Source organism: Hyphomicrobium denitrificans 1NES1, from assembly GCF_000230975.2.
Classification (GTDB): domain Bacteria; phylum Pseudomonadota; class Alphaproteobacteria; order Rhizobiales; family Hyphomicrobiaceae; genus Hyphomicrobium_B; species Hyphomicrobium_B denitrificans_A.
In genome coordinates this window covers 1,707,221-1,730,053 of record NC_021172.1, presented here as the reverse complement: position 1 = coordinate 1,730,053, position 22,833 = coordinate 1,707,221, and the positions used below count along the sequence as shown (strand labels likewise).

23 protein-coding genes and 1 pseudogene are annotated in these 22,833 nt (G+C 60.5%); 7 read left to right on the top strand and 17 right to left on the bottom strand.

Annotation, left to right across the window (positions count from 1 at the left end):
- Nucleotides 1-37: 37 nt before the first annotated feature.
- From HYPDE_RS08220 to HYPDE_RS08195, 6 genes are read right to left on the bottom strand one after another with little or no spacing between them, the layout of a single operon-like run.
- Nucleotides 38-901 (bottom strand): triphosphoribosyl-dephospho-CoA synthase, encoded by an 864-nt coding sequence (locus HYPDE_RS08220; protein WP_015597960.1) that lies wholly within the window; start codon nt 899-901, stop codon nt 38-40.
- A complete protein-coding gene (locus HYPDE_RS08215) occupies nt 898-1,881 on the bottom strand; it encodes an ATP-grasp domain-containing protein (RefSeq protein ID WP_015597959.1) in 984 nt (327 codons plus the stop codon). Before HYPDE_RS08215 ends, HYPDE_RS08220 begins: the two co-directional genes overlap by 4 nt.
- Nucleotides 1,865-2,830 carry a methenyltetrahydromethanopterin cyclohydrolase gene (gene mch, locus HYPDE_RS08210; RefSeq protein WP_015597958.1) on the bottom strand — a complete coding sequence of 322 codons (966 nt, stop codon included), beginning with the start codon at nt 2,828-2,830 and terminating at the stop codon, nt 1,865-1,867. The genes HYPDE_RS08215 and mch overlap by 17 nt, the downstream gene beginning before the upstream one ends.
- Before the next feature lie 23 nt (nt 2,831-2,853).
- Nucleotides 2,854-3,984 carry an ATP-grasp domain-containing protein gene (locus HYPDE_RS08205; RefSeq protein WP_015597957.1) on the bottom strand — a complete coding sequence of 377 codons (1,131 nt, stop codon included), beginning with the start codon at nt 3,982-3,984 and terminating at the stop codon, nt 2,854-2,856.
- A 4-nt stretch (nt 3,985-3,988) separates the two neighbouring features.
- The gene (locus tag HYPDE_RS08200) at nt 3,989-4,891 is read right to left on the bottom strand and encodes an NAD(P)-dependent methylenetetrahydromethanopterin dehydrogenase (protein ID WP_015597956.1); all 903 of its coding nucleotides are present in this window, start codon (nt 4,889-4,891) and stop codon (nt 3,989-3,991) included.
- A 27-nt stretch (nt 4,892-4,918) separates the two neighbouring features.
- Entirely contained in the window at nt 4,919-5,887 is a 969-nt protein-coding gene (locus tag HYPDE_RS08195) for a beta-ribofuranosylaminobenzene 5'-phosphate synthase family protein (protein WP_015597955.1), read from the bottom strand.
- Nucleotides 5,888-6,002: 115 nt separating this feature from the next.
- Here HYPDE_RS08195 and HYPDE_RS08190 point away from each other — a divergent pair, with 115 nt between their 5' ends.
- Complete coding sequence (locus HYPDE_RS08190) at nt 6,003-6,380, top strand: 4a-hydroxytetrahydrobiopterin dehydratase (RefSeq protein ID WP_015597954.1); 378 nt, start codon at nt 6,003-6,005, stop codon at nt 6,378-6,380.
- A gap of 12 nt (nt 6,381-6,392) precedes the next feature.
- A complete protein-coding gene (folK, locus tag HYPDE_RS08185; protein ID WP_015597953.1) occupies nt 6,393-6,920 on the top strand; it encodes a 2-amino-4-hydroxy-6-hydroxymethyldihydropteridine diphosphokinase in 528 nt (175 codons plus the stop codon).
- Between the two features lie 138 nt (nt 6,921-7,058).
- On the opposite strand, the gene HYPDE_RS08180 is transcribed toward folK, so the two are convergent.
- From HYPDE_RS08180 to pqqA, 6 genes are all read right to left on the bottom strand, one after another.
- On the bottom strand, nt 7,059-7,415 hold the full coding sequence (locus tag HYPDE_RS08180) for a c-type cytochrome (protein WP_015597952.1): 357 nt from the start codon (nt 7,413-7,415) through the stop codon (nt 7,059-7,061).
- 155 nt (nt 7,416-7,570) lie between these two features.
- Nucleotides 7,571-8,731, bottom strand: a complete 1,161-nt coding sequence (gene pqqE, locus HYPDE_RS08175) for a pyrroloquinoline quinone biosynthesis protein PqqE (RefSeq protein WP_015597951.1) — start codon at nt 8,729-8,731, stop codon at nt 7,571-7,573.
- A 29-nt stretch (nt 8,732-8,760) separates the two neighbouring features.
- On the bottom strand, nt 8,761-9,063 hold the full coding sequence (gene pqqD, locus HYPDE_RS08170) for a pyrroloquinoline quinone biosynthesis peptide chaperone PqqD (protein WP_015597950.1): 303 nt from the start codon (nt 9,061-9,063) through the stop codon (nt 8,761-8,763).
- Nucleotides 9,064-9,076: 13 nt separating this feature from the next.
- Nucleotides 9,077-9,853 (bottom strand): pyrroloquinoline-quinone synthase PqqC, encoded by a 777-nt coding sequence (gene pqqC, locus HYPDE_RS08165; RefSeq protein WP_015597949.1) that lies wholly within the window; start codon nt 9,851-9,853, stop codon nt 9,077-9,079.
- On the bottom strand, nt 9,850-10,782 hold the full coding sequence (pqqB, locus tag HYPDE_RS08160) for a pyrroloquinoline quinone biosynthesis protein PqqB (RefSeq protein ID WP_041321017.1): 933 nt from the start codon (nt 10,780-10,782) through the stop codon (nt 9,850-9,852). Before pqqB ends, pqqC begins: the two co-directional genes overlap by 4 nt.
- A gap of 143 nt (nt 10,783-10,925) precedes the next feature.
- Nucleotides 10,926-11,015, bottom strand: coding sequence for a pyrroloquinoline quinone precursor peptide PqqA (gene pqqA / locus HYPDE_RS08155; protein WP_015597947.1), 90 nt, complete (start codon nt 11,013-11,015; stop codon nt 10,926-10,928).
- A gap of 675 nt (nt 11,016-11,690) precedes the next feature.
- Here pqqA and HYPDE_RS08150 point away from each other — a divergent pair.
- Together HYPDE_RS08150 and HYPDE_RS08145 are read left to right on the top strand one after the other, a co-directional pair.
- On the top strand, nt 11,691-13,478 hold the full coding sequence (locus HYPDE_RS08150) for a diflavin oxidoreductase (RefSeq protein ID WP_015597946.1): 1,788 nt from the start codon (nt 11,691-11,693) through the stop codon (nt 13,476-13,478).
- Between the two features lie 64 nt (nt 13,479-13,542).
- Complete coding sequence (locus tag HYPDE_RS08145; RefSeq protein WP_015597945.1) at nt 13,543-15,255, top strand: NADPH-dependent assimilatory sulfite reductase hemoprotein subunit; 1,713 nt, start codon at nt 13,543-13,545, stop codon at nt 15,253-15,255.
- 100 nt (nt 15,256-15,355) lie between these two features.
- Here the strand turns inward: HYPDE_RS08145 and HYPDE_RS19585 are convergent.
- Nucleotides 15,356-15,445: pseudogene (locus tag HYPDE_RS19585) on the bottom strand (ParB-like protein); the annotation flags it as partial.
- Between the two features lie 269 nt (nt 15,446-15,714).
- Between HYPDE_RS19585 and dusA the strand changes: the two are divergent.
- Together dusA and HYPDE_RS08135 are read left to right on the top strand one after the other, a co-directional pair.
- Complete coding sequence (gene dusA / locus HYPDE_RS08140; protein ID WP_280109730.1) at nt 15,715-16,725, top strand: tRNA dihydrouridine(20/20a) synthase DusA; 1,011 nt, start codon at nt 15,715-15,717, stop codon at nt 16,723-16,725.
- Between the two features lie 9 nt (nt 16,726-16,734).
- Nucleotides 16,735-17,559 (top strand): sulfite exporter TauE/SafE family protein, encoded by an 825-nt coding sequence (locus HYPDE_RS08135; RefSeq protein ID WP_051111985.1) that lies wholly within the window; start codon nt 16,735-16,737, stop codon nt 17,557-17,559.
- Between the two features lie 44 nt (nt 17,560-17,603).
- Here the strand turns inward: HYPDE_RS08135 and HYPDE_RS08130 are convergent, their stop codons facing one another.
- The 4 genes from HYPDE_RS08130 to HYPDE_RS08115 all read right to left on the bottom strand — a co-directional run bounded on the left by HYPDE_RS08130 (nt 17,604) and on the right by HYPDE_RS08115 (nt 22,157).
- Nucleotides 17,604-19,109, bottom strand: coding sequence for a phosphomannomutase/phosphoglucomutase (locus tag HYPDE_RS08130; protein WP_015597941.1), 1,506 nt, complete (start codon nt 19,107-19,109; stop codon nt 17,604-17,606).
- 109 nt (nt 19,110-19,218) lie between these two features.
- Entirely contained in the window at nt 19,219-19,794 is a 576-nt protein-coding gene (locus tag HYPDE_RS08125; protein WP_015597940.1) for a retropepsin-like aspartic protease family protein, read from the bottom strand.
- 40 nt (nt 19,795-19,834) lie between these two features.
- Nucleotides 19,835-20,524 carry a retropepsin-like aspartic protease family protein gene (locus tag HYPDE_RS08120; RefSeq protein WP_015597939.1) on the bottom strand — a complete coding sequence of 230 codons (690 nt, stop codon included), beginning with the start codon at nt 20,522-20,524 and terminating at the stop codon, nt 19,835-19,837.
- Nucleotides 20,525-20,531: 7 nt separating this feature from the next.
- Nucleotides 20,532-22,157 carry a sensor histidine kinase gene (locus HYPDE_RS08115; protein ID WP_015597938.1) on the bottom strand — a complete coding sequence of 542 codons (1,626 nt, stop codon included), beginning with the start codon at nt 22,155-22,157 and terminating at the stop codon, nt 20,532-20,534.
- Nucleotides 22,158-22,277: 120 nt separating this feature from the next.
- Between HYPDE_RS08115 and HYPDE_RS08110 the strand changes: the two genes are divergently transcribed.
- The gene (locus tag HYPDE_RS08110; protein WP_041320197.1) at nt 22,278-22,829 is read left to right on the top strand and encodes a thermonuclease family protein; all 552 of its coding nucleotides are present in this window, start codon (nt 22,278-22,280) and stop codon (nt 22,827-22,829) included.
- The last annotated feature ends 4 nt before the right edge of the window (nt 22,830-22,833 follow it).

Genomic DNA, 22,833 nt, shown 5'->3' with positions numbered 1-22,833 from the left:
GGCTGAGACAAGTCCTTTAGTAGGAGGTTTGGGACGTTCACGTATGTTTCCGGCCGATTAGCCCTGCGACGAAGAGGGTGGCGACGACGAAATCGGCGGTCGTGCCAGGATTGAGGCCTTTAGATTTCATTTTTGCGTCGAATTCGATCAAAGATGGGATCGATTTCGCAGATGCAACAGGAGACCATTGCGCTTTCAAAGCGCGCGCTTCTTGCCGCACCTCTATAGCGGTGGCCTCGCCGTACTTGCGGACGATATGAGTGTCGAGAAATTCCGCCAGCAGCGACATATGCAGCGTCGTGACGGCGAGATTGGAATCGTTCGTAACCATGCGCGCATCCTGGAACACGGGCAGCGCAAAATCGAAGATATCGGAATAGGCGGTTACGTAGGCATTGGCTATGCGGTCACGCTCCGCGGCGAGGTGCATGGCCGCGATTAATGTCATGCGCTCCGGCTTGTCTAGAATGTCTCCTTTTTCGACTTTGCCGAGGCCGGCAGGATTGGCAATGCGGATCGCCGCAAAAGTGTCGGCAGCATCCTCTTCATCGAGAGCGGCGAGGATCATGTCGAGGCGGCGGCGCAGTCCGATGTCGAAGGATGTTTTTTCGCCCGCGGCTTTGGCGATCGGAGCACAGAGAAGCACGATACCGAGGTTCGTATTGAGACCGGTTACAGCGACGCTCGCTTCTGTTGCACGCAGGATGCGCTTTCCGACGCTGAGAGATGGATCGGCAATGGGCCCGGCGGCGGCTTCTGCAGCGCGCTCGAAATGTGCGACTTGCATCCCGTGCCCCGCCGAATGGCGATGCACATTGCCGGGTTTCAGCGCGTCGAGCTCGGCACGGCATGCTGCAAGAAATGCGGCGGATATTTTGTCCGGCGCGAGCGGTGCCGTCATGACACGGCAGCGAGGGCGACTGGCGCACCGAGTCCTAACACCGCGCGGTGGGCGATGACGGTCCTCAGAAAATCTTCGGCGATCGTCCAGGCGATATTGACGTCGGCGACGCTTTGCAGTCCGCGCCAGGCGGGGTTCGAGTTCACTTCCAGCACCTGCAATTCGCCGGCAGGCGTACGGATCAGATCGATACCGGCGTAATCGGCATCGACGGCGCGCATCGCAGCCATCGAGGCGGCGACCATCTCATCGTCGGGAAGATGCGCGCGGGCCTTGCCGCCCTGATGAATGTTGGTCACCCAGCTCGTGCCGCGACGAGTCATGGCCGCAACGACGCGATGGCGTGTTGCGAGCACGCGCCAGTCCTCGAAGATGCCGTCCTTCGGCGCGATGTAATCCTGCATGTAATACATCTGATCGACGACCTCGGGCTCCGGCAGCTCGCTCTGCGACGAGATCATGCCGATGCCTTTCCCCTGGCTGCCGAACAGCGGCTTCATGACCAGCGGACGACTGAGACCCTCGGTGTATTCGAGTGCGTGGGGAAGCGTTTCGCAGACGCGCGTCCGCGGCGTCGCGACGCCGTTCTTGTGCAGCAGAAAAGTCGTTTGCGATTTGTCGACGCAACGTTCGATGGCACGGGCGTCGTTCCAGACGCGGACGCCGCTTTCGCGTAACGCGTGTAGAAGCCCTAAGCGGAACGTGATCTGCTCAAGCGTGCCGGCGGAAATCGAGCGGACGAAGACACCGTCAGGCAAGGCGCCGTCGAAGCCCGGAATGTCGATGCCCGAAGCGAGCGACGTATCGAACGCACAATGAGGAAGAGATGAAACCGTGACGCGCGCACCCATCGCTTCGAGCGATCTGACGATGCGCCGCGCGTGCCACTCGCCGCGCCCTTCCTCGATCAGAAGCGCAAGATGAAGACCTGCACCCTGAGTTGAAATGGGCTTGGCAGGCGCCTCAACGGAAGCTCGCATCGACGATCTCCGGCGCCAGCTTGCCCGCATGGAAGGAGGTGCCGGTCTCGACGTTCGACACGATGACTTGAGCCGGCGAGAACAGCATTGGGTCGATTTTATAGAAGTCGCCGTTGACGTCGGCGAAAATCTCGGCGAACGGCTTGCCGTAAGCCGAAACGGTGTTTGAAGGCAGTCCTTCCGCCAATCGCTTGGCGTCGCTATCTGGTCCCTTGACGAAGAGGTGAATGCGACCGCCGTAGATGATGGCGTCGTTCGTGCGGCCCATCGCCTTGACGAAATCGGGATAGGGCGGTGCGATGGGGGTTGTGCCTGTGCCATCCAAGATATTCTCAAGGGGGAAGTGCAAGGCGTGCGCTTTGTGGATCGCAACTTCGAGGACGCGCGCCGCGATCTGCACGGTCCCCGCGAGACTCCATGTCGTCGCATAGAGCACAGTCAATTTGCTCGCATTGATGCCGCAGCCGGTCGAGATCTTTTCGATGACGGCGGGCGGCGGCGCTTTATCGCCTTCGATGACGAGAGCGGTCTCGGGCGAGTGGTCGACATAGCCGAGTTCCTTGAACAGATCTTCGACCCGCGACAGGGCGCGCGCCGGGCCGGAGCCGAGTGCGAAGAAGCCCGACGCCTCGTCCGAGATGGTCCAACCGGCGTACTGGCTCGCGAGGCACGCGATCACCGGGTGATTGGAGCTGACGACGACGCCGAGCGGCCAATTCGCCAGGCCCGAGGATTGCGTAAAGGCGACTGTGCCGAGGCCGCCCATGCAGATTTCGCCGAGACGCCGTCCGGCTTCCAGCCCGCCGACGACGTTAGCGCCCAAATCGATGATGCGTTCGCCGTGGCTGCCAGTGGAAACTGCGATGCGGAGCGCATCGGCGTCTGCGACCATCGCGTCGACGAGCTTGGCGGCGCGTGCGGAAACGCTCGGTTGTTTGGCACTGTGCATCGGGGAAAAAACTCCGGTGGGCGTCAGGATTGCGTGTGTTCGTATATCAGGTCTTCGAGTTCAGCCAAGCGCGCCCGGGCGAGGGCTTCTGCCGCATCCGCCGTCGCGGCCTCCGCGAAGACGCTGGCGAGCGGGGCGCCTTTTGGGATAAGCGTGCCGGCCGGGCCGCGATCGGCGCTCCATGAGGGCCAGGGTGTCGTCCCAAGTATCAATGACCCGCGGTCGGCGTGCAGGATGGCCATGGCGCAGGCCGTTTGGGACGGCTCGGGCCGATCGGTCGATTGAGCTTTGCCGAGGCATGCCGCGAGATGGGCACGGAACAGTAATCCTACATCATCGTCGAGGACGTCGAGCGATGCGCCGGGGCGGGGATTGACTTCGAGCAGGTGCGGAGTTCTGTCGGACACGACGAAATCGAAGGACGCCATGCCGACGATACCGAAAGCCGATGCAACGCTGAGCGCCGCGCTCTCCAGTTTGCGGCGAAGCTCGGGAGCAACGTCAGGCATCGATACCGCGCCGCCGAAACGGAAGGGCTGCTCGGGCGAGGGCGTAATCCACTGGCGCGTCAACGCGAGATGCGCTCGTTCCGAGCCGAAGACGCCGCCGACAGACAGCCGGTCGCCCGAAAGCTGCTTCTGAAAATAGCGGCGGCGTCGTTCGGTTACTGCTGCGTCGCAGATGCGGATGTGGCGGCCGCCGCTGCCGCCGGTGCGCTTTGTCAGCCAGCCATCGGGATTTGCGGGAGGGAAAGATTGCGTCATGGGATGCGCAATGCCGAGTTCGTCGAGTTTAGCGAAGAAGCCTGATGGGTCCTTGCAAGCTTTGAATGTCGCGGCATCGTTGCCAAGCAGCCGATAGCGACGGCCGAGTGCCGCGATAAGGCGCGGCTTGTCCTCGAAGCCCGATCCGAGAACGAGCCCGATGGGCGGTGTGCTGGAAGAAGATGCCAGAGCATCGAGCGCAGCGATGAGCGGCTTTGTCCGAAACCCCGTCGCCATGGCGCCGTCAATGATGCGGATGGCAGCAGCGGCTTCTTGCGTATCGAGATCGCCGAAGGCGTCGGCGACGAGCGGCTCATAGCCCGCGCGACGGGCGGACTGCGCGAGAGCCCGCCCGGAGAACGCAGCGATCAGGACCGCTTCGCCAGCCACATTCTTAGATGCCGACGAGCTGCTTCGCCAGCGCATAAGCGTGGCGGAAGTCGAGCGACAGCGGCTTGTCGGAATCGATCATCTGCTTGAAGAGACCGGACTCGCACTTGTACTTGATGTCACCGATTGCAAGCGGGCCGACGCCGAGCGCATCGCAGCCTGGAATCGGTTCGCCGTTCATGAACAGCTCCATGCCTTCGACTCCCGGAGGCGGCACGGCGTTGACGTCGGCGATGACCTTCAGGTTCTTGGCGAGCTTCTTGTGCTCGGCCGAGACGACCTGCACGCCGGCTGCGGCCGCTGCGAAGATCACTTCCGCGTTGGCGATGATGTCTTGCTTCTGCTCCGGCGTCTCGCCGGCGACGGCTTCGAGATCAACGCCGAAGCGCTCCTTCGAAATCTTGGCATTCTTGATGACGCGTTCGACGCCGCGGTGGGCGACGAGCTGGACGTCGGCGCCCTCAAGGGCTGCGATGATCGAAGATGCAAATCCGACGACGCCGGTTGCGCCGAAGACCGCAACCTTCACGCCTTTCCAGGAGCGTCCGAACTTTTCTTTGAGAATCTTTTCGACGCAGGCGACCATCGCGGCAGCCGTGGTAAAGGAGCCCGCCGGGTCTGCGAAGACCGAGCACTCGAATGGCGGGACCATCGCCTTCTTCGCGGCGTCCAGCATGTCGAGCGCGAGGATCGCGTCCTTGCCGCCCATGAAGAAACCCGTACGTACGCCGTAGTTCGGGGGACGCGAGAAGATAGCGTCCTGGATAAGTCCGGCGACCTCGTTCAGCTCGACGTTGATGTAGGGCACGATAACCTTGTAGCCGGCATCGGCGGCCATGTTCACGTCGAAGGGGCTCATGTGCTTCTGCGGCGCGAGCATGTGCAGAATTGGGGTTGCCTCGCTCATGGACTTATCAAGCTCCGTTTTTTGGCTTTAAATGGCTTCGACGCTGGCGCCGGTATTGCGGCCTCGCGCAACGAGAATGCTGAGACCGTCGCCTTTAGCCTCTTCGACTAAAGAATCATAGAGGCGTTGTGCTGCATCCGGGGTGTCCACGAAAGCGAAACCCGTCGGCCCCCAGGAACTCTGTCCGATGCCCTGCGCTCCCAGGTCGCGCATGCGATGCGCGAGGCGTCCGACGGCGGGACTCGTCCAGACGCTGCCCCCTTGTTTGCTGGCAAAATAGCCGCCTACGATCTGCTGAATTTCAGTAAGTGCCGAGCCAAACGCGTCGAGGTCGGTTTCTTTCAATCCGGGAATAAGCTTCATCAATACGAGGTGGCAGATGTGCGCCGCTGAGCTTCGCGGAAACTCCGGCAGGTTCGCAAAGGCCGTCGCCTCAGCTTCGCCCGAGACGCCGGCGCCGCTCTCCTCGAGGATCAGCATGATCCGCCAGTCATCCGGAAAATCGCAGCGGACTGTCAGGGGCGGAGGCCGGTCGTCGGCGCCTTTGCCGCCGTCGACAATGAAGCCGCCTGAGGCGAACGCCGAGAGGCCGATACCGGATCTCGCGCCGCGTTCGCCGAGGGCGGCGAGATCGCTCGGCGAAAGCGTGCGGCCTTCCATTCGGGCGATTGCGGCGCCGATTGCAAGTGCGAGTTGTGTTCCCGAACCCAGCCCGGCGTGCGCAGGAATGGCTTGCCGGACATCGACGGCATAGCCGCCGCCCGGCGTTGTTCCCGCGAATTTTTTCACCAGTGCAAGTGCTCGCGCACTTTCGAATCCGCCCGCTTCGTGACGTGTTGCGTGCGTTAACGTCAGCTCGGTCTCGGGTTGATCCACCGCGAGCCCAATGCTGCCGAAACGTCGGCCGATGGCACCGTTCAGGTCGAGAAAGCCGAGGTGCAGCCGAGCCGGCGCCCTGACGCGGATCGTTGCCGAAGGCGCGGGTGAAAGACTCACGAAGCGGAATTCCTTTCCTGGGGGTGTCCAAGCTGCCGCGTCGCGTTTGCGTTGGCGGGGGAAGGAGCGCTAGGCTCCGAGCCGAGTTGTCTAACAAATGAAGGATAAGGGCAAGATGAGTGCAGAACGTGAAAAGCCCATGTCCGAAGCCGATGTTAAGGCTTGGCTGCAGGCCAATCTACCGGCATGGAAGCTTGAGGACGGCTGGATTAGGCGCACCTACAAGACGGCAAGCTGGAAGGGAACGCTGATGGTTATCAACACCGTCGGACATCTTGCCGAAGCCGCGTGGCATCATCCCGACATCACGGCCTCCTATGCCTGGGTCGAGGTGCGTCTGATGACGCATACGGCGAAAGGGATCACGGCGAAAGACCTCGAACTAGCGAAGAAGATCGAGGACGTGGTGCATTGGCAACCGGGCAAGGAGGGCAAGGGGCTAGAAGGCACGCCGCACGGCGATCAGCGGTTCGCATATATAAAGTACGATTGAGTCGTCGGCGTCATGTCGCGAGCCGGCTCCATTCCGACGGCCGAACGTCAGTGCAGTTCCGCATTCGATGCAACGCTGGGACTCGGCTCGAACATCGGCGATAGGGTCCGCAATATCGAGGAAGCGATCGAACGGCTGACGGCCGACGGCGCGGTCAGGCTTGTCGCGCACTCGCGATTCTATCGAACGGCGCCATGGGGCGTGACGGACCAGGATTGGTTCGTCAACGTCTGCATTGCTGTCAAAACCGATGTGCCGGTACGAGAGCTGCTGGCCCGCTGCCAGGCTGTTGAAAACGGTATGGCGCGCGTTCGCACGCGGCGGTGGGGCCCGCGCAACATCGACATCGATATCCTGACGTTTCGCGATCGGAAAATCGATGAGCCAGATCTCGTCGTGCCTCACCCGCGCATCGCTGAGCGAGCGTTCGTCCTCGTGCCGCTCAAGGACGTTGCGCCGAATTTGACGATTGGCGGTGTGTCGATCGACCAGATGCTCTCGAAGCTCGACGCGAGCGACGTACAGCCGCTTGCGGAGTAACTTGGCTCGCTCCCCTGTCATGGCCGACAGCTGAGGTGGGATGCTCTACGGCTCGACAAGCTCCTCATGCGCGACAAGACATAATAAAGCGCCGCGGAGAAACCTCTCCGCGGCGCTTGTGTAGATCAGCGCCGACGCTTACTTCAGCGTCTTGAGATACTCGATCAGGTTGGCGCGATCACCGTCGTCCTTGATGCCGGCGAAGATCATCTTCGTGCCCGGAACGTCCTTGGCAGGACCCTGCAGCCACTTATCGAGAGCGGCTTCGTCCCAGGTGATGCCCGACTTCTTCAGGGCGTCCGAATAGTTGTAACCTTCAACCGACGCAGCCTTGCGTCCGACGACCCCGCCGAGGTGCGGACCGACGGCGTTCTTGTCCACCTGATGGCAGGCTTTGCACTTGTTAAAAACCGTCTTACCTGCGTCCGCATCTGCAGCCATAGCTGCGACCGGCACCACGGTGATCATGGCAGCCGCCAAAATCCACTTGCGCATCTTGAGGTTCCTTCCCGTTTCGCCTTGAGCAACGTTACTTAAACGCCGCAACTCATAACTTAGTGCGCGGAGAATGGCATTTTTTTTCTGAACGCCAGGCGAACAGAGTGACGCACCGCGAGCGGTTAATTGTCGTGAACGACCGAAACTGCTCGCTATTTCTCCGGCGTCGATTTTGCTGGGCCCATACGCCGATAGACGAAAGTCGGTGGCGTTGCTTCCGCGCTCTCCTGCTCGGCGACAGCCACAAAAGCGGCATGATATGGGGAGAATTTGCATGCCGGGTCGGTATTGGCGGCGTCTCCGGTGAAGGCCATGGCCTGGCAGCGGCAGCCGCCAAAGTCGATTTCGGCGCGCGGGCAGCTTCGGCACGGTTCCTTCATCCAGCTCGTACCACGATATTTCTGGAATGCCTGCCCATTGAGCCAGATATCGGCGAGGCGCCTGTCCTTGACGTTGTCGAATACGAGGCCGGGAATCGTTTCGGAGGCGTGGCAGGGAAGCACTTTGCCGTGCGGTGTGACGTTCATGACGCCGCGGCCCCATCCGCCCATGCAGGGCTTCGGAGTTTTTGCATAGTAGTCCGGCACGACGAAGTCGAAAACCATAACGCCCTTCAGGCGCTCCTTGGCCTCCTCGACGATTTCGGCGCTCTTCAGGACCTGCGCGCGCGTCGGCATCAGGCTCGCGCGGTTCTTCAAGGCCCAGGCGTAATATTGAATGTTTGCCACCTCGAGGCGGCCCGCGCCCATCTCGACCGCGAAGTTGATGATGTTCGGCAGGTTTTCGATGTTGTGACGGTGAATCGGCGCGTTGATGGTGAGCGGCATGCCAAGCTCGCGAACCCACTTGCCGACTTCGCGCTTTTTTTCGAAGCCGCCCTTGTAAGCGGAAATTTTTTCCGCGTTCGCGGCGTCGACGTCCTGGATCGAAAGCTGGACATGGTCGAGGCCGAGGTCTTTCAGCTTCTTCAGGCGGTCGCGTGTCAGCGTTACGCCTGCCGTGATGAGGTTGGTATAAAGACCGGCCTTAGCCGCGACCTCTACGATGTCTTCGAGATCTTTGCGGACGGTCGGTTCGCCACCCGATAGATGAATCTGCAGAATGCCAAGCTCTGCGGCCTGACGCATGACGTCCTGCCATTCGGCCGTCGTCAACTCGGTATTGACGCGGTCAAGTTCCAAGGGGTTCGAGCAGTAGGGACACTGGAGCGGGCAACGATGCGTCAGCTCGGCGAGCAAGCCGACCGGCGCGCGTGCGCAAGCTTCGACTACGGGGGCCGCGGAGAATTGCTCCAACGGTGCGATTTCGTTCATGACATCAGCTCCGTTTCATCCCAGCTTCTCTAGGCTTTGACGACGCCCTTATCTGAGAGCTCCTGCAGCATAGATATGGTGTCGGCGAGGATCTCTTGCAGTGGTGCGTTGTAGTCTTTTGCGAGTTCGATGGCGATTTCCTGAACCGTCGTCGCGCCATCACAGCGCTTCAAAATCTCGATAGCGATCGGGTCCGGCTCGAACACGCGCTCGGGAGCAAGCACGTGCCATCGGCCGCGCCCAGCATCGTGACGAAGCTTGATGTGCGGCGGCAGTCCCGGCTTGGAATCCGGAACAACCATTACTCTCGTGCGCGGTGCTTCTGCGTTCATTGGCAAGCCTCGATTAACTCTCCGGCCGGAAGGCTCCCGGCGGAATGTGTCCGTCGACGTAAGCATGATAAAGCGCGTCGAGCTGCGCCCAGAGAACATTGCATTTGAAACGTACCGCATCGATGCAGGCCTGCTGCTCTTCGCGCGTGCGGGCGTTCTTCAGGATGTAGTTCAGAGCAAAATCAGCGTCGCGCGGGGCTTGCATCAAGCGGCGCTTGAAATAGGCCATCACCTTGTCGTCGATGAAACTATAGTTCTCGAGCATGCCCGCGATGCGCTCTTTGTGAATCTTTGGCGCAAAAAGTTCGGTGAGCGACGACGCGACGGCGATCGTCAGAGGCTGCTCGCGCACGAACGTGACATAGGCCTCGACGGCGAAGATCGTCGCCGGAAGCGCGCCGCGCCGCGAGATGACGTAATCGCGATCGAGACCGAGGCCATCCGTCAAGACGAGCCAACGTTCGATGCCGCCCTCCTCGCCGGGAAGAAAACCGTCATGGTCGAGAATGCGATGCGTCCACTCGCGGCGGAGTTCTCTATCATAAGCCCGGCTGACGAGCGCCGCGTCCTTGCGCGGAACGGCTGATTGATAGCAGAAGCGATTGAGCGCCCAGGCCTGCACCTGGCCTTTGTTCAGTTTGCCGCCGTGAAGCATGTGATGGAAGGGATGCAGATCATGGTATCGCTCCGGTCCGACGGCGCGGACCGCTGCTTCGAATTCGGCGATCGGCATCGGCGGCTCGCCGTCGCGACGCTCTGCCGTTTTCTTTTCAAGGCTGACTGGGTTCATACGCGGACCTCCATTCCGTCGAAACCGACCTCCCACCCGGCTGCCTCGACAGCCTTTCGAGCTTCCGAGTTTTCATCCAGGATCGGGTTTGAATTGTTGATATGAACATAAATTCTGCGCCGGACGTTGAGATGGCTGAAAGCGGCGACCGACCCGTCCTGCCCGGAGACGGAAATATGGCCCATGCGTTTGCCGGTCTTGTTCAACAAACCTTGAGCGATCATCTCGTCGTCGACGTAGAGCGTGCCGTCGAAGAAGACGAGATCGGCATTACGGATGCGGTCGGCGAGGGGCGCATCGACTTCGGCGCAGCCTGGAATGTAGAAGAATGCCTTGCCGGTTTTCGTGTCGGTCACCTTGAGGCCGATAGTATCGCCGTCGCGGCTTCCGAAATTGGATTCAGCGCCACCCTTTTCGAGAAACAGCGCAACCTTGCCGGAGACCGGGAAGGCTTCGACCGTCAGGCCAAGATCGACGCCAGCGCCTTGAAGCTCGGTCGGTTTGTCGAACGGTAGCTCGATGCGTGGGACGATCTCGGGATTGCAGACATTGAAAACCGAATTCGCCTTGAGCGTCGCAAGCACGAGGTCGGAGCCGTAGATCGAAAATGACTGGCCCTCGCGAAGCCCGATCAAGCCGATGATATGATCGACATCCGCGTTGGTTACGACGACGGCCTTGATTGGGGAGTTGCGCTTCAGGCCCGATTTTACGGGATGCAGCTCGGGCGTCTCGTTGATCTGTTGACGAATATCGGGAGAGGCGTTCAGCAACGCCCAATTCTCACCGTCACTAGAGACGGCAAGGGACGATTGCAGTCTAGCTTTGTATCCTGTCGCGCCAGCTCGAACCTTGGCCGATTGCGCGCCATTGCAGTTCCACTGCGGGAATCCACCCCCAGCGGCGGACCCGAGCACTTTTATGATCATAGATACCGATGTCACGGCGCCTGCCGTCTCGCCGAAGCGGCGGCGCATCCATACTTGAGAGGATAAGACTACGGCGGCCGATGAGCCACACCGACCGCCGCGCCGTTATCTCACCAATCTTGTGAGACCGAAGAAATCGACCGTTAGATAAGGTCGATCTCGGCCGGCAGGTAGCTCGTGACTTCGAGGCCAACTTCCTGCTCGCGCACAGCGGGTTTCGTCCAAACTTTCATAGTGTTTCCTCCAAAGCGGTAAACTGCTTCCACTCCTGCAAGCCCCGCCGAGGGCCCACCCGATTGGTGCAGGCACTTTTGTTGTGCGCGCCCAATCTGCGGATCGGCTGACCAAAGTCAAGGGCCGCTCCGGGTCCGCTTTCCAAAGATCACGTTCGGATAGAACTTTTCAAATCAATGCGTATCACGTCTGCGTGTGAGTATTTTCGCAATGCAATGAGAGCGGGATTCTGTTGTTTGTTGCTGCGGTCCTTGCCCACCGGCAGCGCTAACGAGAGGGGAAGAAGATTGCGCGTCCGGTGCTCCTCCGGCTGTTAAAGCGGGTTCCGGCTGAGTGGGGAGGTCGAACTCAAATGGAACCCAAATCATGCGCATACATCATAAGAAATACGGTTGGTATGTTAGAATATTATTCTTATCTTTGGGGTGGAATGCCGCACAGGTGTAGAAAAATCTTCCAAAGACACGTAGAATACGCTTAAATGGGTGCGCGGGAGACCCAGCGTTAATCAGCTCTGGGTCATTATCGCGATCCCCACTGCCAACGGATCGTTTTGAAATCCAGCCGGTAAGCCCCGGAAAGTCTTGCTGGCTGTGGGTCTTTTCCGATTGCCCGAAGGCGCGCTACGGCGCCGCCGCCCTGGCATCGGCTGAGCCTGACGAGGAGAATCTTCGGTGACCGCCATTCCACTGCTTCCGCGCAATGCTCCTTTTCTGCCGGAAGACATCGACATGCTGAATAAAGTGGTTGCTAAGACAACCCCTCAGCAACGCGCGTGGCTCGCCGGATTTTTCGCGGGTTTTGAAGCAGCGCAGGGCGGCGGGCCGGCTCAGGCTGCGATTCCCGCTGCCAAGCCGCGTGCGCCCCTGACCATTCTTTATGCGAGCGAAAGCGGCAATACCGAAGCTCTTGCGGGCAAGGCGAAGAAGGCGGCGCAGAAGCACGGCCTCGACGCCAAGGTCTTCGATATGGCGGACGCCGACCTCTCGTTGCTTCCCAAGTCGAAAAATATCGTCGTCTACGCAGCGACCTGGGGCGAAGGCGATCCTCCAAGCCGCGCCGTCGACTTCTATCAGGCGCTGATGAGCGATGCGGCGCCGCGCATCGATGGTGTCCGGTTTGCGGTGCTGGCGCTCGGCGACACGGCCTACGCGCAGTTCTGCGCTATCGGCAAAGCGATCGATGCGCGCCTTGAAGAATTGGGCGGCGTTCGCGTTGCCGACCGCGTCGACCTCGACCTCGATTACGCGAAGCAGGCTGCGGACTGGACCGAAAAATCCCTCGTGAAATTCGCGCCTGCGGACGCTCCGGCCGGTGGCACCGTCGTTCATGTCGATTTTGGCAGTGCTGCTCTTCCGGGGACCGATGACGACGAGCCGCGCTATACGGCTGAAAGTCCGCTCGAAGCGGAGATCGCAACCCTCATCAATCTGAACGGCACGGGATCGACGCGCGAAACGTGGCATGCGGAGTTTGCCTTCGACGATCCGACGTTCGCCTATCAGCCAGGCGACGCCATCGGCCTCGTTCCGGAAAACGATCCCGTTCTCGTCGACGAGCTCTTGAAAGCGGTCGGTCTTGCGTCGGATGCGGCGCTATTGCTGAAGCTTCAGAAATCCTACGACGTGACGACGCTTTCGCGCTCGGCAGTTGAAAACTACGCCAAGCTTACCGGGCGCGGCGACGTCAAGGCGCTGCTCGAAGGCGAGGCTTATTCGAAGTTCGCAGCCGATCGGCAACTCGTCGATCTTTTCGAGACCTATCCCGAAAAGCTGACGGCGGAGCAGCTTACCGGTCTGCTCAGGCCGCTGCCGGGAAGGCTTTATTCGGTCGCCTCAAGCCTTAAGGCGCATCCGGGCGAGGCACATCTTCTCGTGGGTGCGGTGCGCTGGGAATCTCACGGTAAGGTCCGCAAGGGCGTCTCGTCGACCTATCTCGGCGAGCGGCGCAAGGTCGGATCGAAGGCGAAGATCTACGTCAAGCCGAACCGGCACTATCGTCTGCCGGCCGACGGGCACACGCCGATCATCATGATAGGTGCGGGAACCGGTGTGGCCCCCTATCGCGCTTTCGTCGAGGAGCGCGTTGCGACCGGCGCGAAAGGCAAGAGCTGGCTGTTCTTCGGAGAACGCAACTTCACGAATGATTTTCTCTATCAGCTCGAATGGCAGGACTATCTCGCGTCCGGCGACCTCTCGCGGATTGACGTTGCGTTCTCGCGCGACCAGCCGGAGAAGATCTACGTTCAGCATCGCCTGTGGGAACGCCGGGTGGACATCGCCGGTTGGCTCGATGACGGCGCGCATCTCTATGTCTGCGGTGATGAGAAAGGGATGGCGAAGGACGTCGATCAGACGCTCGTCAAGATCCTTGCCGAAGCCGCGAAAGGTGATGAAGAAGCCGGCCGTGCCAAGCTCAAAGAGCTGGCGAAAGCCGGGCGCTATCAGCGCGACGTTTACTGAGACCTGAATTCAGACTGCATACCGAAGGACTGTGCGCGGCGAATATTGCTCCGCGAGGATCACAATGACAGACGGCAAGCCATCAAAAACCGAACACATCAAAGAGAACAGCCATTTTCTTCGCGGCACGATCGGCGAAGGGTTGGTGCACGTTGAATCGGGCGCCGTCGGAGAAGATGATTTCCAGCTTCTCAAGTTTCACGGCACCTACATGCAGGATGACCGTGATGTTCGCGGCGAGCGGGCCAAGAAGAAGCTCGACAAAGCCTTCATCTTCATGGTGCGGCTGCGCATTCCCGGCGGCTTCGTAACCTCGTCGCAATGGCGGCAGCTCGACGACATCGCGGTCAACTACGGGAACAAGTCGCTACGCGTCACAACGCGGGCAACGTTCCAGTTCCACGGCATCATCAAGTCGAATCTCAAGCGCACGATGCAGGCGATTCACGCTGCAGGCCTCGATACCATCGCGGCCTGCGGGGACGTGACACGCGGTGTCATGTCGGTCGCAAATCCCTATCTCTCGAAGGCGCATCGCGAGGCCTACGAGCTGGCCAAGCGCACCAGCCTCTACTTCCTTCCGAAGACGGGCGCCTACAGCGAAATCTGGCTCAATGGCGATCCCATTCCTGGCAAGGAATATACAAATCCCGAGAAGGAGACGATTTACGGCCAGACGTATTTGCCGCGCAAATTCAAGTTCGTCTTCGCGGTGCCGCCCGATAACGACGTCGATGTTTTCGCACACGATTGCGGGTTCATCGCTATCGTCGAGAACGGTGAGATCGTTGGCTGGAACGTCACCGCTGGCGGCGGCATGGGCATGACGCACGGCGTTCCGGAGACGTTTCCGCGCCTCGGCGACGTGCTCGGTTATTGCAGCAACGACAAGACGATTGAAGTTGCGGAAGCGATCCTCACGATCCAGCGCGACTGGGGCAACCGCTCGAATCGGGCTCGCGCGCGCCTCAAATATACGATCGAGGATCATGGGCTTGAGAATTTCAAGGCCGAGATCAACAAACGACTCGGCTTCGATCTTGCGCCGCCACGTCCCTATACGTTCACGCGCAACGGCGACCACATCGGCTGGCTTCAGGGCGACGACAAGAAGTGGCACCTGACGCTTTATATCGAAAGCGGCCGCATCAAGGACGTGCCCGGACATCGTCTGAAAAGCGCCATTCGCGCGATCGCGGATCTCGATATCTGCGATTTCGTGATGACGGCGAACCAGAACCTGATCCTCGCGAACATCAGTGCGCGCTCGAAGAGCAAAATCGAAAAGATTTTGGCCGAGCACGGCGTGGCGCCGAAATCGCTCTCAGGCGCGCGGCGGAACAGCATTGCGTGCGTCGCGTTGCCGACGTGCGCGCTGGCACTTGCCGAAAGCGAGCGGTACATGCCGCACCTCTTGACGAAGATCGAGGGCATTCTCGACAAGGCGGGCCTTACGGACGAGGAAATCGTCGTGCGCATGACGGGCTGCCCGAACGGTTGCGGACGTCCCTATCTCGGCGAAATCGGATTCGTAGGCAGATCGCCGGGACTCTACAATTTGTATCTCGGTGCAGCTTTTGACGGCGCGCGCATGAACAAGCTTTATGCGCAGGACGTGGACGAGAAGCGGGCGCTGGCTCTCCTTGAGCCGATCCTGCTGCATTACGCGAAGGATCGCCAGAAGGGTGAGCACTTCGGAGATTTCACGATCCGTGCCGGTTACGTGAAGCCGACGCTCGTCAGCAATCAGTTCCACGCCGACGTCAAGCTGGCGTGAGCCGACGGGTTGTGCCCACGTTGCTCCAGCGCCGTTGGGGATCGTTCCCGGCAGTCTTTGCATCGACGCGCCGGCGCAAGGCGTCGGCCCACAGGGGTTAACTGAACGGCGTCGTGTCCTTGGCATAACCGCCCGCAGGGCGCAGCTTGCCGGCGAGGCTGCGCTAGGGATCGTCTTCGAGGTTTGCAACGGTTGATGTTCACCGCGCCGGCCGGCGCGCATAACGGCGCACATCGAACGAGCTTATCCGATTTATGCCTTTGCTTTTGCGTGGGATTGCAGAAAGCGCGTAAGCGTGGGAGACGAGGACCGTGATGGAGAATTCTCCTACGCGCCGTTCACCGATGGCTGTCGCGCGACTCTGCGATCTGCAACGGAAGAGCCCAGAAGACATAATGGTGCTTGCGCCGTGCCCTTCCTCTCCGGTAGCCAGGGACAAGCCATTGAAGGACGGCTTGAGTGACGACGACCCAGGCACATAGGTTCTGCATTGCGCCGATGATGGATTGGACGGACCGGCATTGCCGCGTCTTTCACCGTCATCTCACGAAACATGCGCTGCTCTACACCGAAATGGTAACGGCTGACGCCGTTATCCACGGTAACCGCGCACGTCTTCTCGGATTTTCCGATGTCGAGCATCCTATCGCATTGCAGCTCGGTGGCTCGGAGCCGGCGAAGCTCGCCGAAGCCGCACGCATCGGTGTCGATCTTGGGTACAACGAAATCAATCTGAACGTCGGCTGTCCGTCGGATCGCGTACAAGAAGGCCGTTTCGGCGCGTGCCTGATGAGCGAGCCTGAACTCGTCGCGGCTTGTGTCGCAGCGATGCGTGCGCACCATTCCGTCCCCGTCACCGTCAAATGTCGCATCGGAATCGACGAGCAGGACGAGGAAGAAGACCTTCGCCGGTTCATCGAGGTCGTCGCTGGCGCTGGATGCACGAGATTTATCGTCCATGCGCGCAAGGCGTGGCTCAAGGGGCTGTCGCCGAAAGAGAACCGCGAGGTTCCACCTCTCGACTACGCGCGCGTGTATCGCCTGAAGGCCGCGCATCCGGGACTCGAGATCGTCCTCAACGGCGGCATCGAAACGATCGATGATGCTCGCGCCCATCTCGATCATGTCGATGGTGTCATGCTCGGCCGCGCCGCCTACCAGAATCCCGCGATCCTCGCTGACGTCGATCGCGTGATTTTTGGGGTAGAAGCTGAAAGCCCGACGCGGGCCGCTGCTCTCAATGCGATCGTGCCTTACGTCGAACAGCACTTGAGCCGCGGCGGCCGCCTTTCGAACGTCACGCGCCACGTGCTGGGCCTCTACCACGGGCAGCCGCGCGGCAAAGCGTTCCGCCGCCATTTGAGCGAAGGAGCAACGCTTGCCTCCGCGACCGCCGATGTGCTGCGCGCCGCGATTGCGCTTGTGGAGCATGGGGCAGGTTATCCGGGCGACCGGTCGCGGGCAGCGTAGGATTTGTCGATGCTGGCCGCCGTATCGGGAGACAATCTGGCGGGCCTGTTATTGTTGCTCGCGGCGGCGGGTCTTCTTGGAGGTTTTCTCTCCGGATTGCTTGGCATCGGTGGCGGCGGCGTTCTCGTGCCGGTTCTTTATGAAGTCTTCGGTGTCGTCGGCGTTCCGGAAAATGTGCGCATGCACGTTACGCTCGGGACGACGCTTGGCGTCATTGCGCCAACGGTCTTGAGATCCTTCGCAGCGTTTCGGGCGCGAGGAACGGTCGATATGCAAATCGTCCGGCGCATGGGGCCCTGGATATTCATCGGCGTGACCGTCGGCATTCTGATTGCGGATCACGCCAGCAGCGTTGCCTTGCGCTGGGTGTGGGTCGTTTTTGGAACCGCGCTCGCGATCAAGATGGCGCTCGGCCGCGACGACTGGCGGATCGCGGACGACCTGCCGCGCCCGCCCCTCCTCGAGGGCGCAGCCTTCGGCATCGGAACGATCTCGACATTGATGGGCATAGGCGGCGCAAGCTTCACCGTTCCGCTGCTGACGCTTTACGGCAGGCCAATACTGCAGGCGGTCGCGACGGCAACGGGGCTTGGACCGATCATCGCGATCCCCGGCCTCGTCGGTTATGTGCTCTCCGGCTGGGGCGAGCCGGGCCTGCCGCCACTATCGCTCGGCTACGTCAACGCCGGCGCGCTTCTGATTGCGCCGCTGGGTGTGTTCGCGGCGCCGTACGGCGTCAGGATGGCACACAGCATTCCGAAACGTGCACTCGAGTTGGCATTCGCTGCCTTCCTCGCGTGCGTCGCGCTCCGCTTTCTCATGACGCTGATCTAATGCGCTGGCGGCCGGCTCGCGGAACGCGAGTCGCCAGCGCTAACTTAAACAGCGATCTTTTGATTGTATTCGCCGACTTCCGGGAAGCGCGCCAGCTGCTGATCGATGTCCTTGAAGATCGCCTTCATATTGGCTTCGGACGTCGGGCTTTCGACTACGACGACGAGTTCCGGTTTGTTCGATGAAGCGCGAACGAGGCCCCACGTGCCGTCTTCCAGCATCACGCGCACGCCGTTGACGGTGATCAGATCGCGAATGGCCTGGCCCGCAATATGGCCGCCGGTCTCCTTCTGACGCTTGTAATGCTCGGTGATGCGCTCGACGACGTCGTACTTCTTCTCGTCGTCGCAATGCGGCGACATGGTTGGCGAGCTCCAGGTTTTCGGCAAGGCATCCCGAAGCTCGGCAATCGATTTCCCGGGATTTCGGTCGAGCATATCGCAGACTGCGAGGGCCGCGACGAGGCCGTCGTCGTAGCCCCGACCGAGTGGCGTATTGAAGAAGAAGTGTCCGGATTTCTCAAACCCGACGAGCGATTTGTTCTCGAAATTGAAGCGCTTGATGTAGCTGTGCCCGGTCTTCCAGTACGTCGTCGTCGCGCCGTTTGCGACAAGGACGGGATCGGTCGTGAAGAGGCCCGTCGATTTCACGTCGACGACGAACTTCGCGTTGCGGTGAAGCGAAGAAATATCGCGCGCGAGCATGACGCCGACCTTGTCGGCAAAGATCTCGTGCCCGTCATTGGCGACGACGCCGCAACGGTCGCCATCGCCGTCGAAGGCAAGTCCGACATCGGCGCCTGTTTCGCGAACCTTGGCTGCTACCGCGTGCAGCATCTTCATGTCTTCGGGATTTGGATTGTGGTTCGGGAAGGAATGGTCGAGGTCGGTATTCAGCGGAACCACGTCGCATCCGGCGGCAGCCAGGACTTGCGGTGCGAAGGCGCCGGCCGTTCCGTTGCCGCAAGCAGCCACGACCTTGAGGTGGCGCTTTAGCTTCGGCCGGTCGGTCAACGATTTCACGTAGCGCTCGGCCATGTCGGGTACGAAGATGTAACGCCCGCCGGTTCGCGTTTCATAATCGCCGTTGAGGACGATCGATTTCAGCTCCGACATATCCTCGGGGCCGAATGTCAACGGCCGCGACAGACCCATCTTGATGCCGGTCCAGCCGTTGTCGTTGTGACTGGCCGTGACCATCGCGACGCCTTCGACGTCGAGTTCGAACTGCGCAAAGTAGGCCATCGGCGACAATGCGAGGCCGATGTCGTGGACTTCGCAGCCGCCTGCCAGCAACCCGGTCATCAGGGCTTGCTTCACCGCGCCCGAGTACCAGCGATAATCGTGCCCGACAACGATCCGTCTTGGAACGCTGCGTCGCGTGAAAAGCGTCGCCATGCCGAGGCCGACGGCATTCAGGCCCATCAGGTTGATCTCGTCCGGGAACAGCCAGCGTGCGTCGTATTCCCGGAAGCCGGTCGGTTTGACAAGCGGCAGTCTTTCGAAATCGGCGGTGTTGGGTTTCAGGTCGGCACGAGGCTTCGGCAGCATGCAATCTTTCCCTTTAACAGCGTTTCGTCGCGACGATCGAAACCGATCACGCGGAACGTGCGCAATGGTGAACATGTCTATCAGCGTCGGGGTGAGAGACTTAGAGGAACTACTCTTGCAGCACCAGGGTTCCGCCGCGCATTTCGACGCGGGAAAGACGCCCTAAAAATGACATTCCAAGGAGCGTGCGCTCGGATTTTCCCCTTTCGGAGACGACGGCCGGAACGTTGCGGACGGTGATGTCGCCAATGCTGATACGCGAAATCGTCACCGGTGCCACGCGGGCGGTTCCGTTGGCCGTTTGTGCGATATGCGTGAAATCGCTCGGCTTGACGTAGATTCCGAGGCGCTGGGCATCGTCATAGGTGAGCGCCACGAGGGACGCCCCGGTATCGACCATGACGTCGATCGTACGCCCGTTGATTTCGGCTTCCGTCTCGAAATGCCCATAGGCTCCGGCAGGTAACGAAACGGTGCCGGCCCCGCTGGTCGGGGTTTCCGGCCTGTCCGGAACGAGAGCCGCATTGTCGGCTTGCGAAGCGCTTCGAAGGCTGCCCGTGTCGTCGAACAAGCGGCTCGCAAAGCCGGCGACGACGCCGGGGTGCGTCAGCGTATAGGCGAAGCCTGCCGCACCTGCGGTAGCCAGCGCAATGGAGGCAAAAAGACTGGTGGTTGCCGAAGACATGCCGAAGCTCTGGTCCTCATGACAGGAAGCGTGGCGACGCCTATTGCCGAAGCGTGATGAAATCTCCGGCTACCTGATAAGACGTGAGACGCCTTAAGAAACTCATACCGAGCAAGCTTTCGTTAAGGGTTCCCGGTTTCGCCACAAGGGCTTCGACATCGTCGATGGTCAGTTGGCCGACGCGGACGGACTTGAGCCGAATCGGAGCCAGATAGCTCGTGCCGTTCGCCGTCTTCAGCGGCGTGTCGAATGTCATATGAGTGACATCGATACCGGCTTTCTCGGCATCGGACTGTCGGAGCACGACGGTCGCGGCGCCGCTATCGACCAGCATTTGAAACAACTGGCCGTTGACCTCGGCGTTGGCGATGAAGCCATCCGCCATCTTGCGAATTCGAACCGAAGCGGGAGCGGAAGCTGCGCCGGATGACACATCCATTGCGCCGTCGGTCTGAACGGATGCGAAAAAATTCTTGATAAATGGAGTAGGGTCCACACGTGTCGTGATGGCGCCGACGACCGCAACAACACCGAGCGCAACAATCGCCGGTAAGCGCCGGGAACGGCGTTCATTGCTGTGATGGGACAGCAGATAAAGCAGGATGAGCGCACCGATCACAGTTATTGCGATCGGGGGGCCTTGCATCGCTTCGAAACTGGAGCCGGTGGCAAGCAGAAAGAGCAGCGCTCCGCCGAGGGCAACGATTGCTGATACGAGAAGTGCGAACATTAAGGTTTCACGCTCCTCCGCTGACGCGGTACGGCGCCGCCGTCCCGTAGGGTGAGGCGGGGCGCATGCGCGGCTGACGGGCCGGCCGCGGCGCGGGATCGCGATGACGCTCCTGGCCGAGCGGCTGCAGCGGGGTGATGATCTGAAGCACGCGCTGACGCGGCAGGGTCACCGTCACTTCCGTGCCTTTGCGCAACTCCGACTGGAGATCAAACGTCCCACCGTGCAGGGTAATGAGATTTTGTACAATCGGCAGCCCGAGGCCGGTGCCGCCCTCAGCCGTTTCGTGGGCGAGGGAGCCTTGACCGAATGCTTGCAGGACGCGTGGAATTTCTTCGTTCGGAATGCCAGGTCCCGTATCCGCGATCGTTATGAATTGTCCGCCGTCGGACGTGTGACCGACGGTCAGCGTGATGCGTCCGCCCCGCGGCGTGAACTTCAGCGCATTCGAAAGCAGATTGAGGCAGATCTGGCGCATGGCACGGGGATCGGCCCAGACGTGCGGCAGATCAGGGGCGAAGTCCTCGACGATCTGCAGAGTTTTTGCGTCGGCCTTGATCTTTATCAGACGTTCGCAATCTTCGGCGATGTCCGTCAGACGTATCGTTTCTTCGTGCAGATCGTAACGGCCCGCCTCGATCCGCGACAGATCGAGGATCTCGTTGATGATGCAAAGAAGATGATTGCCGCTCACATAGATGTTGCGCGCATATTCGCGATAGACGTCGCTGCCGATCGGGCCAAGAATTTCTTTCTCCATGACCTCGGAAAAGCCCATGATGGCATTGAGCGGCGTTCGAAGCTCATGGCTCATCGTCGCGAGAAAGCGAGATTTTGCCTTGTTTGCGGCCTCCGCCCGTCGCCGCGCCTCATCCGATATGGCGCTTGCCTCTTCAAGTTCTGAAATCAGGCTGTCCTTTTCCGCGCGGTATTCGACCATTGCGAGTGCCGTCGAATGGAGGCCCTGCGCGAGGTAGACGAAAAAGACATGGATACCGACTGCCATTGAGGCCAGCGCAAAATAAAATGGATCGCCGAGCATGAAAAGCCGTCCGGTAACGGCCAGTGTCATCGGCACGGTTCCGGCAAGAAACACATGCGGCAACGTCGATGAAAACGTCATGCGGATCGCTAGGACAACCATGAGCGTCGCAAAGATGAAGACGTGCGAAGAAAACGTCGCGGGCACGGAATGCGCGGGCGGCGCCATCGAAATGCCGATCAGCGCGAATGCCGCGAGCGCCAATCCGTTGATGGTCTCGATACGGATGAAGTGGCGACGCCATTGGCCGACGTTGACGTCGGCGCGCGGAATGGAGAGCAAACGCCGGCATTGGTCGAGCATGTAGACGCGCGAGATCGACACGATCGCAATCCACATCGTCGCTTCCATGAACGACGCCCAGAACATCGAGGCGATGTAGAAGATGAAGCACAGGGCCGGCATCGCGAACGGCGCGCTCGTTTCGTTGCGCGCGAACATCGTCAAGAGCTCGTATTCGAACTCGGGCTTGTGCGTCGTGCCGTGAGTCAGCCGGTCACGGAACAATCGCAGCTCGTCGTCGAGCCTGTTGCGGCGTAGCGGACGCGGCCGTGCACGAGCCGTTTCGACGCTGTCGGCGGTATCATCCATACTGCGTGCACACCCTATCGACGTGTCGCAGCAACCCAACGCGCGCGACTTCCGTAAAGTGGCGTCAATTCGTTAATGCAAGGCTTAAGACCGTCCCTAATCTACCTAAGGATTAAAAGAATGCGACGCTGGTCGCGGCGGCGGCGACGTGAAGTTGTGCGATTGGCGGCATTGCTGGCTCTGGCTGCGGCTACGGCCTTCTTTGGCAGGGGGCATTGGCCTTATGGAATGCGCTCCGGAAGCAGCGATCCATTCCCTGCTGAAGTCAGTGGGTGGGGAAGGCCAATCGACGGCGACAGCCTCTGGGTCGGCCGTAACGAAGTGCGTCTTAAGGGTATCGATGCACCCGAGGGACGCCAGACCTGCCAAAGGAACGGTGCTGCGTGGCGATGCGGAGATGCCGCCCGGGATGCGCTCCAAAGCATGATAGGTCGGGACGACGTCACCTGTTCGGTCAGCGAGCGGGATAAATATGGCCGATTGCTCGCCGCTTGCCGCGCCGGCGATCGCAACTTGAATGCGGGGATGGTGGCGGCCGGCATGGCCGTCGCGTATGGCAGCTATTGGCGTGAGGAAGCTGACGCGAAAGCTTCACACCGCGGTATATGGAAGTCGGAATTCCAGATGCCGCGCCAATGGCGCGAAGAAAATAGCGACGCACAACCGAGGTGAGCGA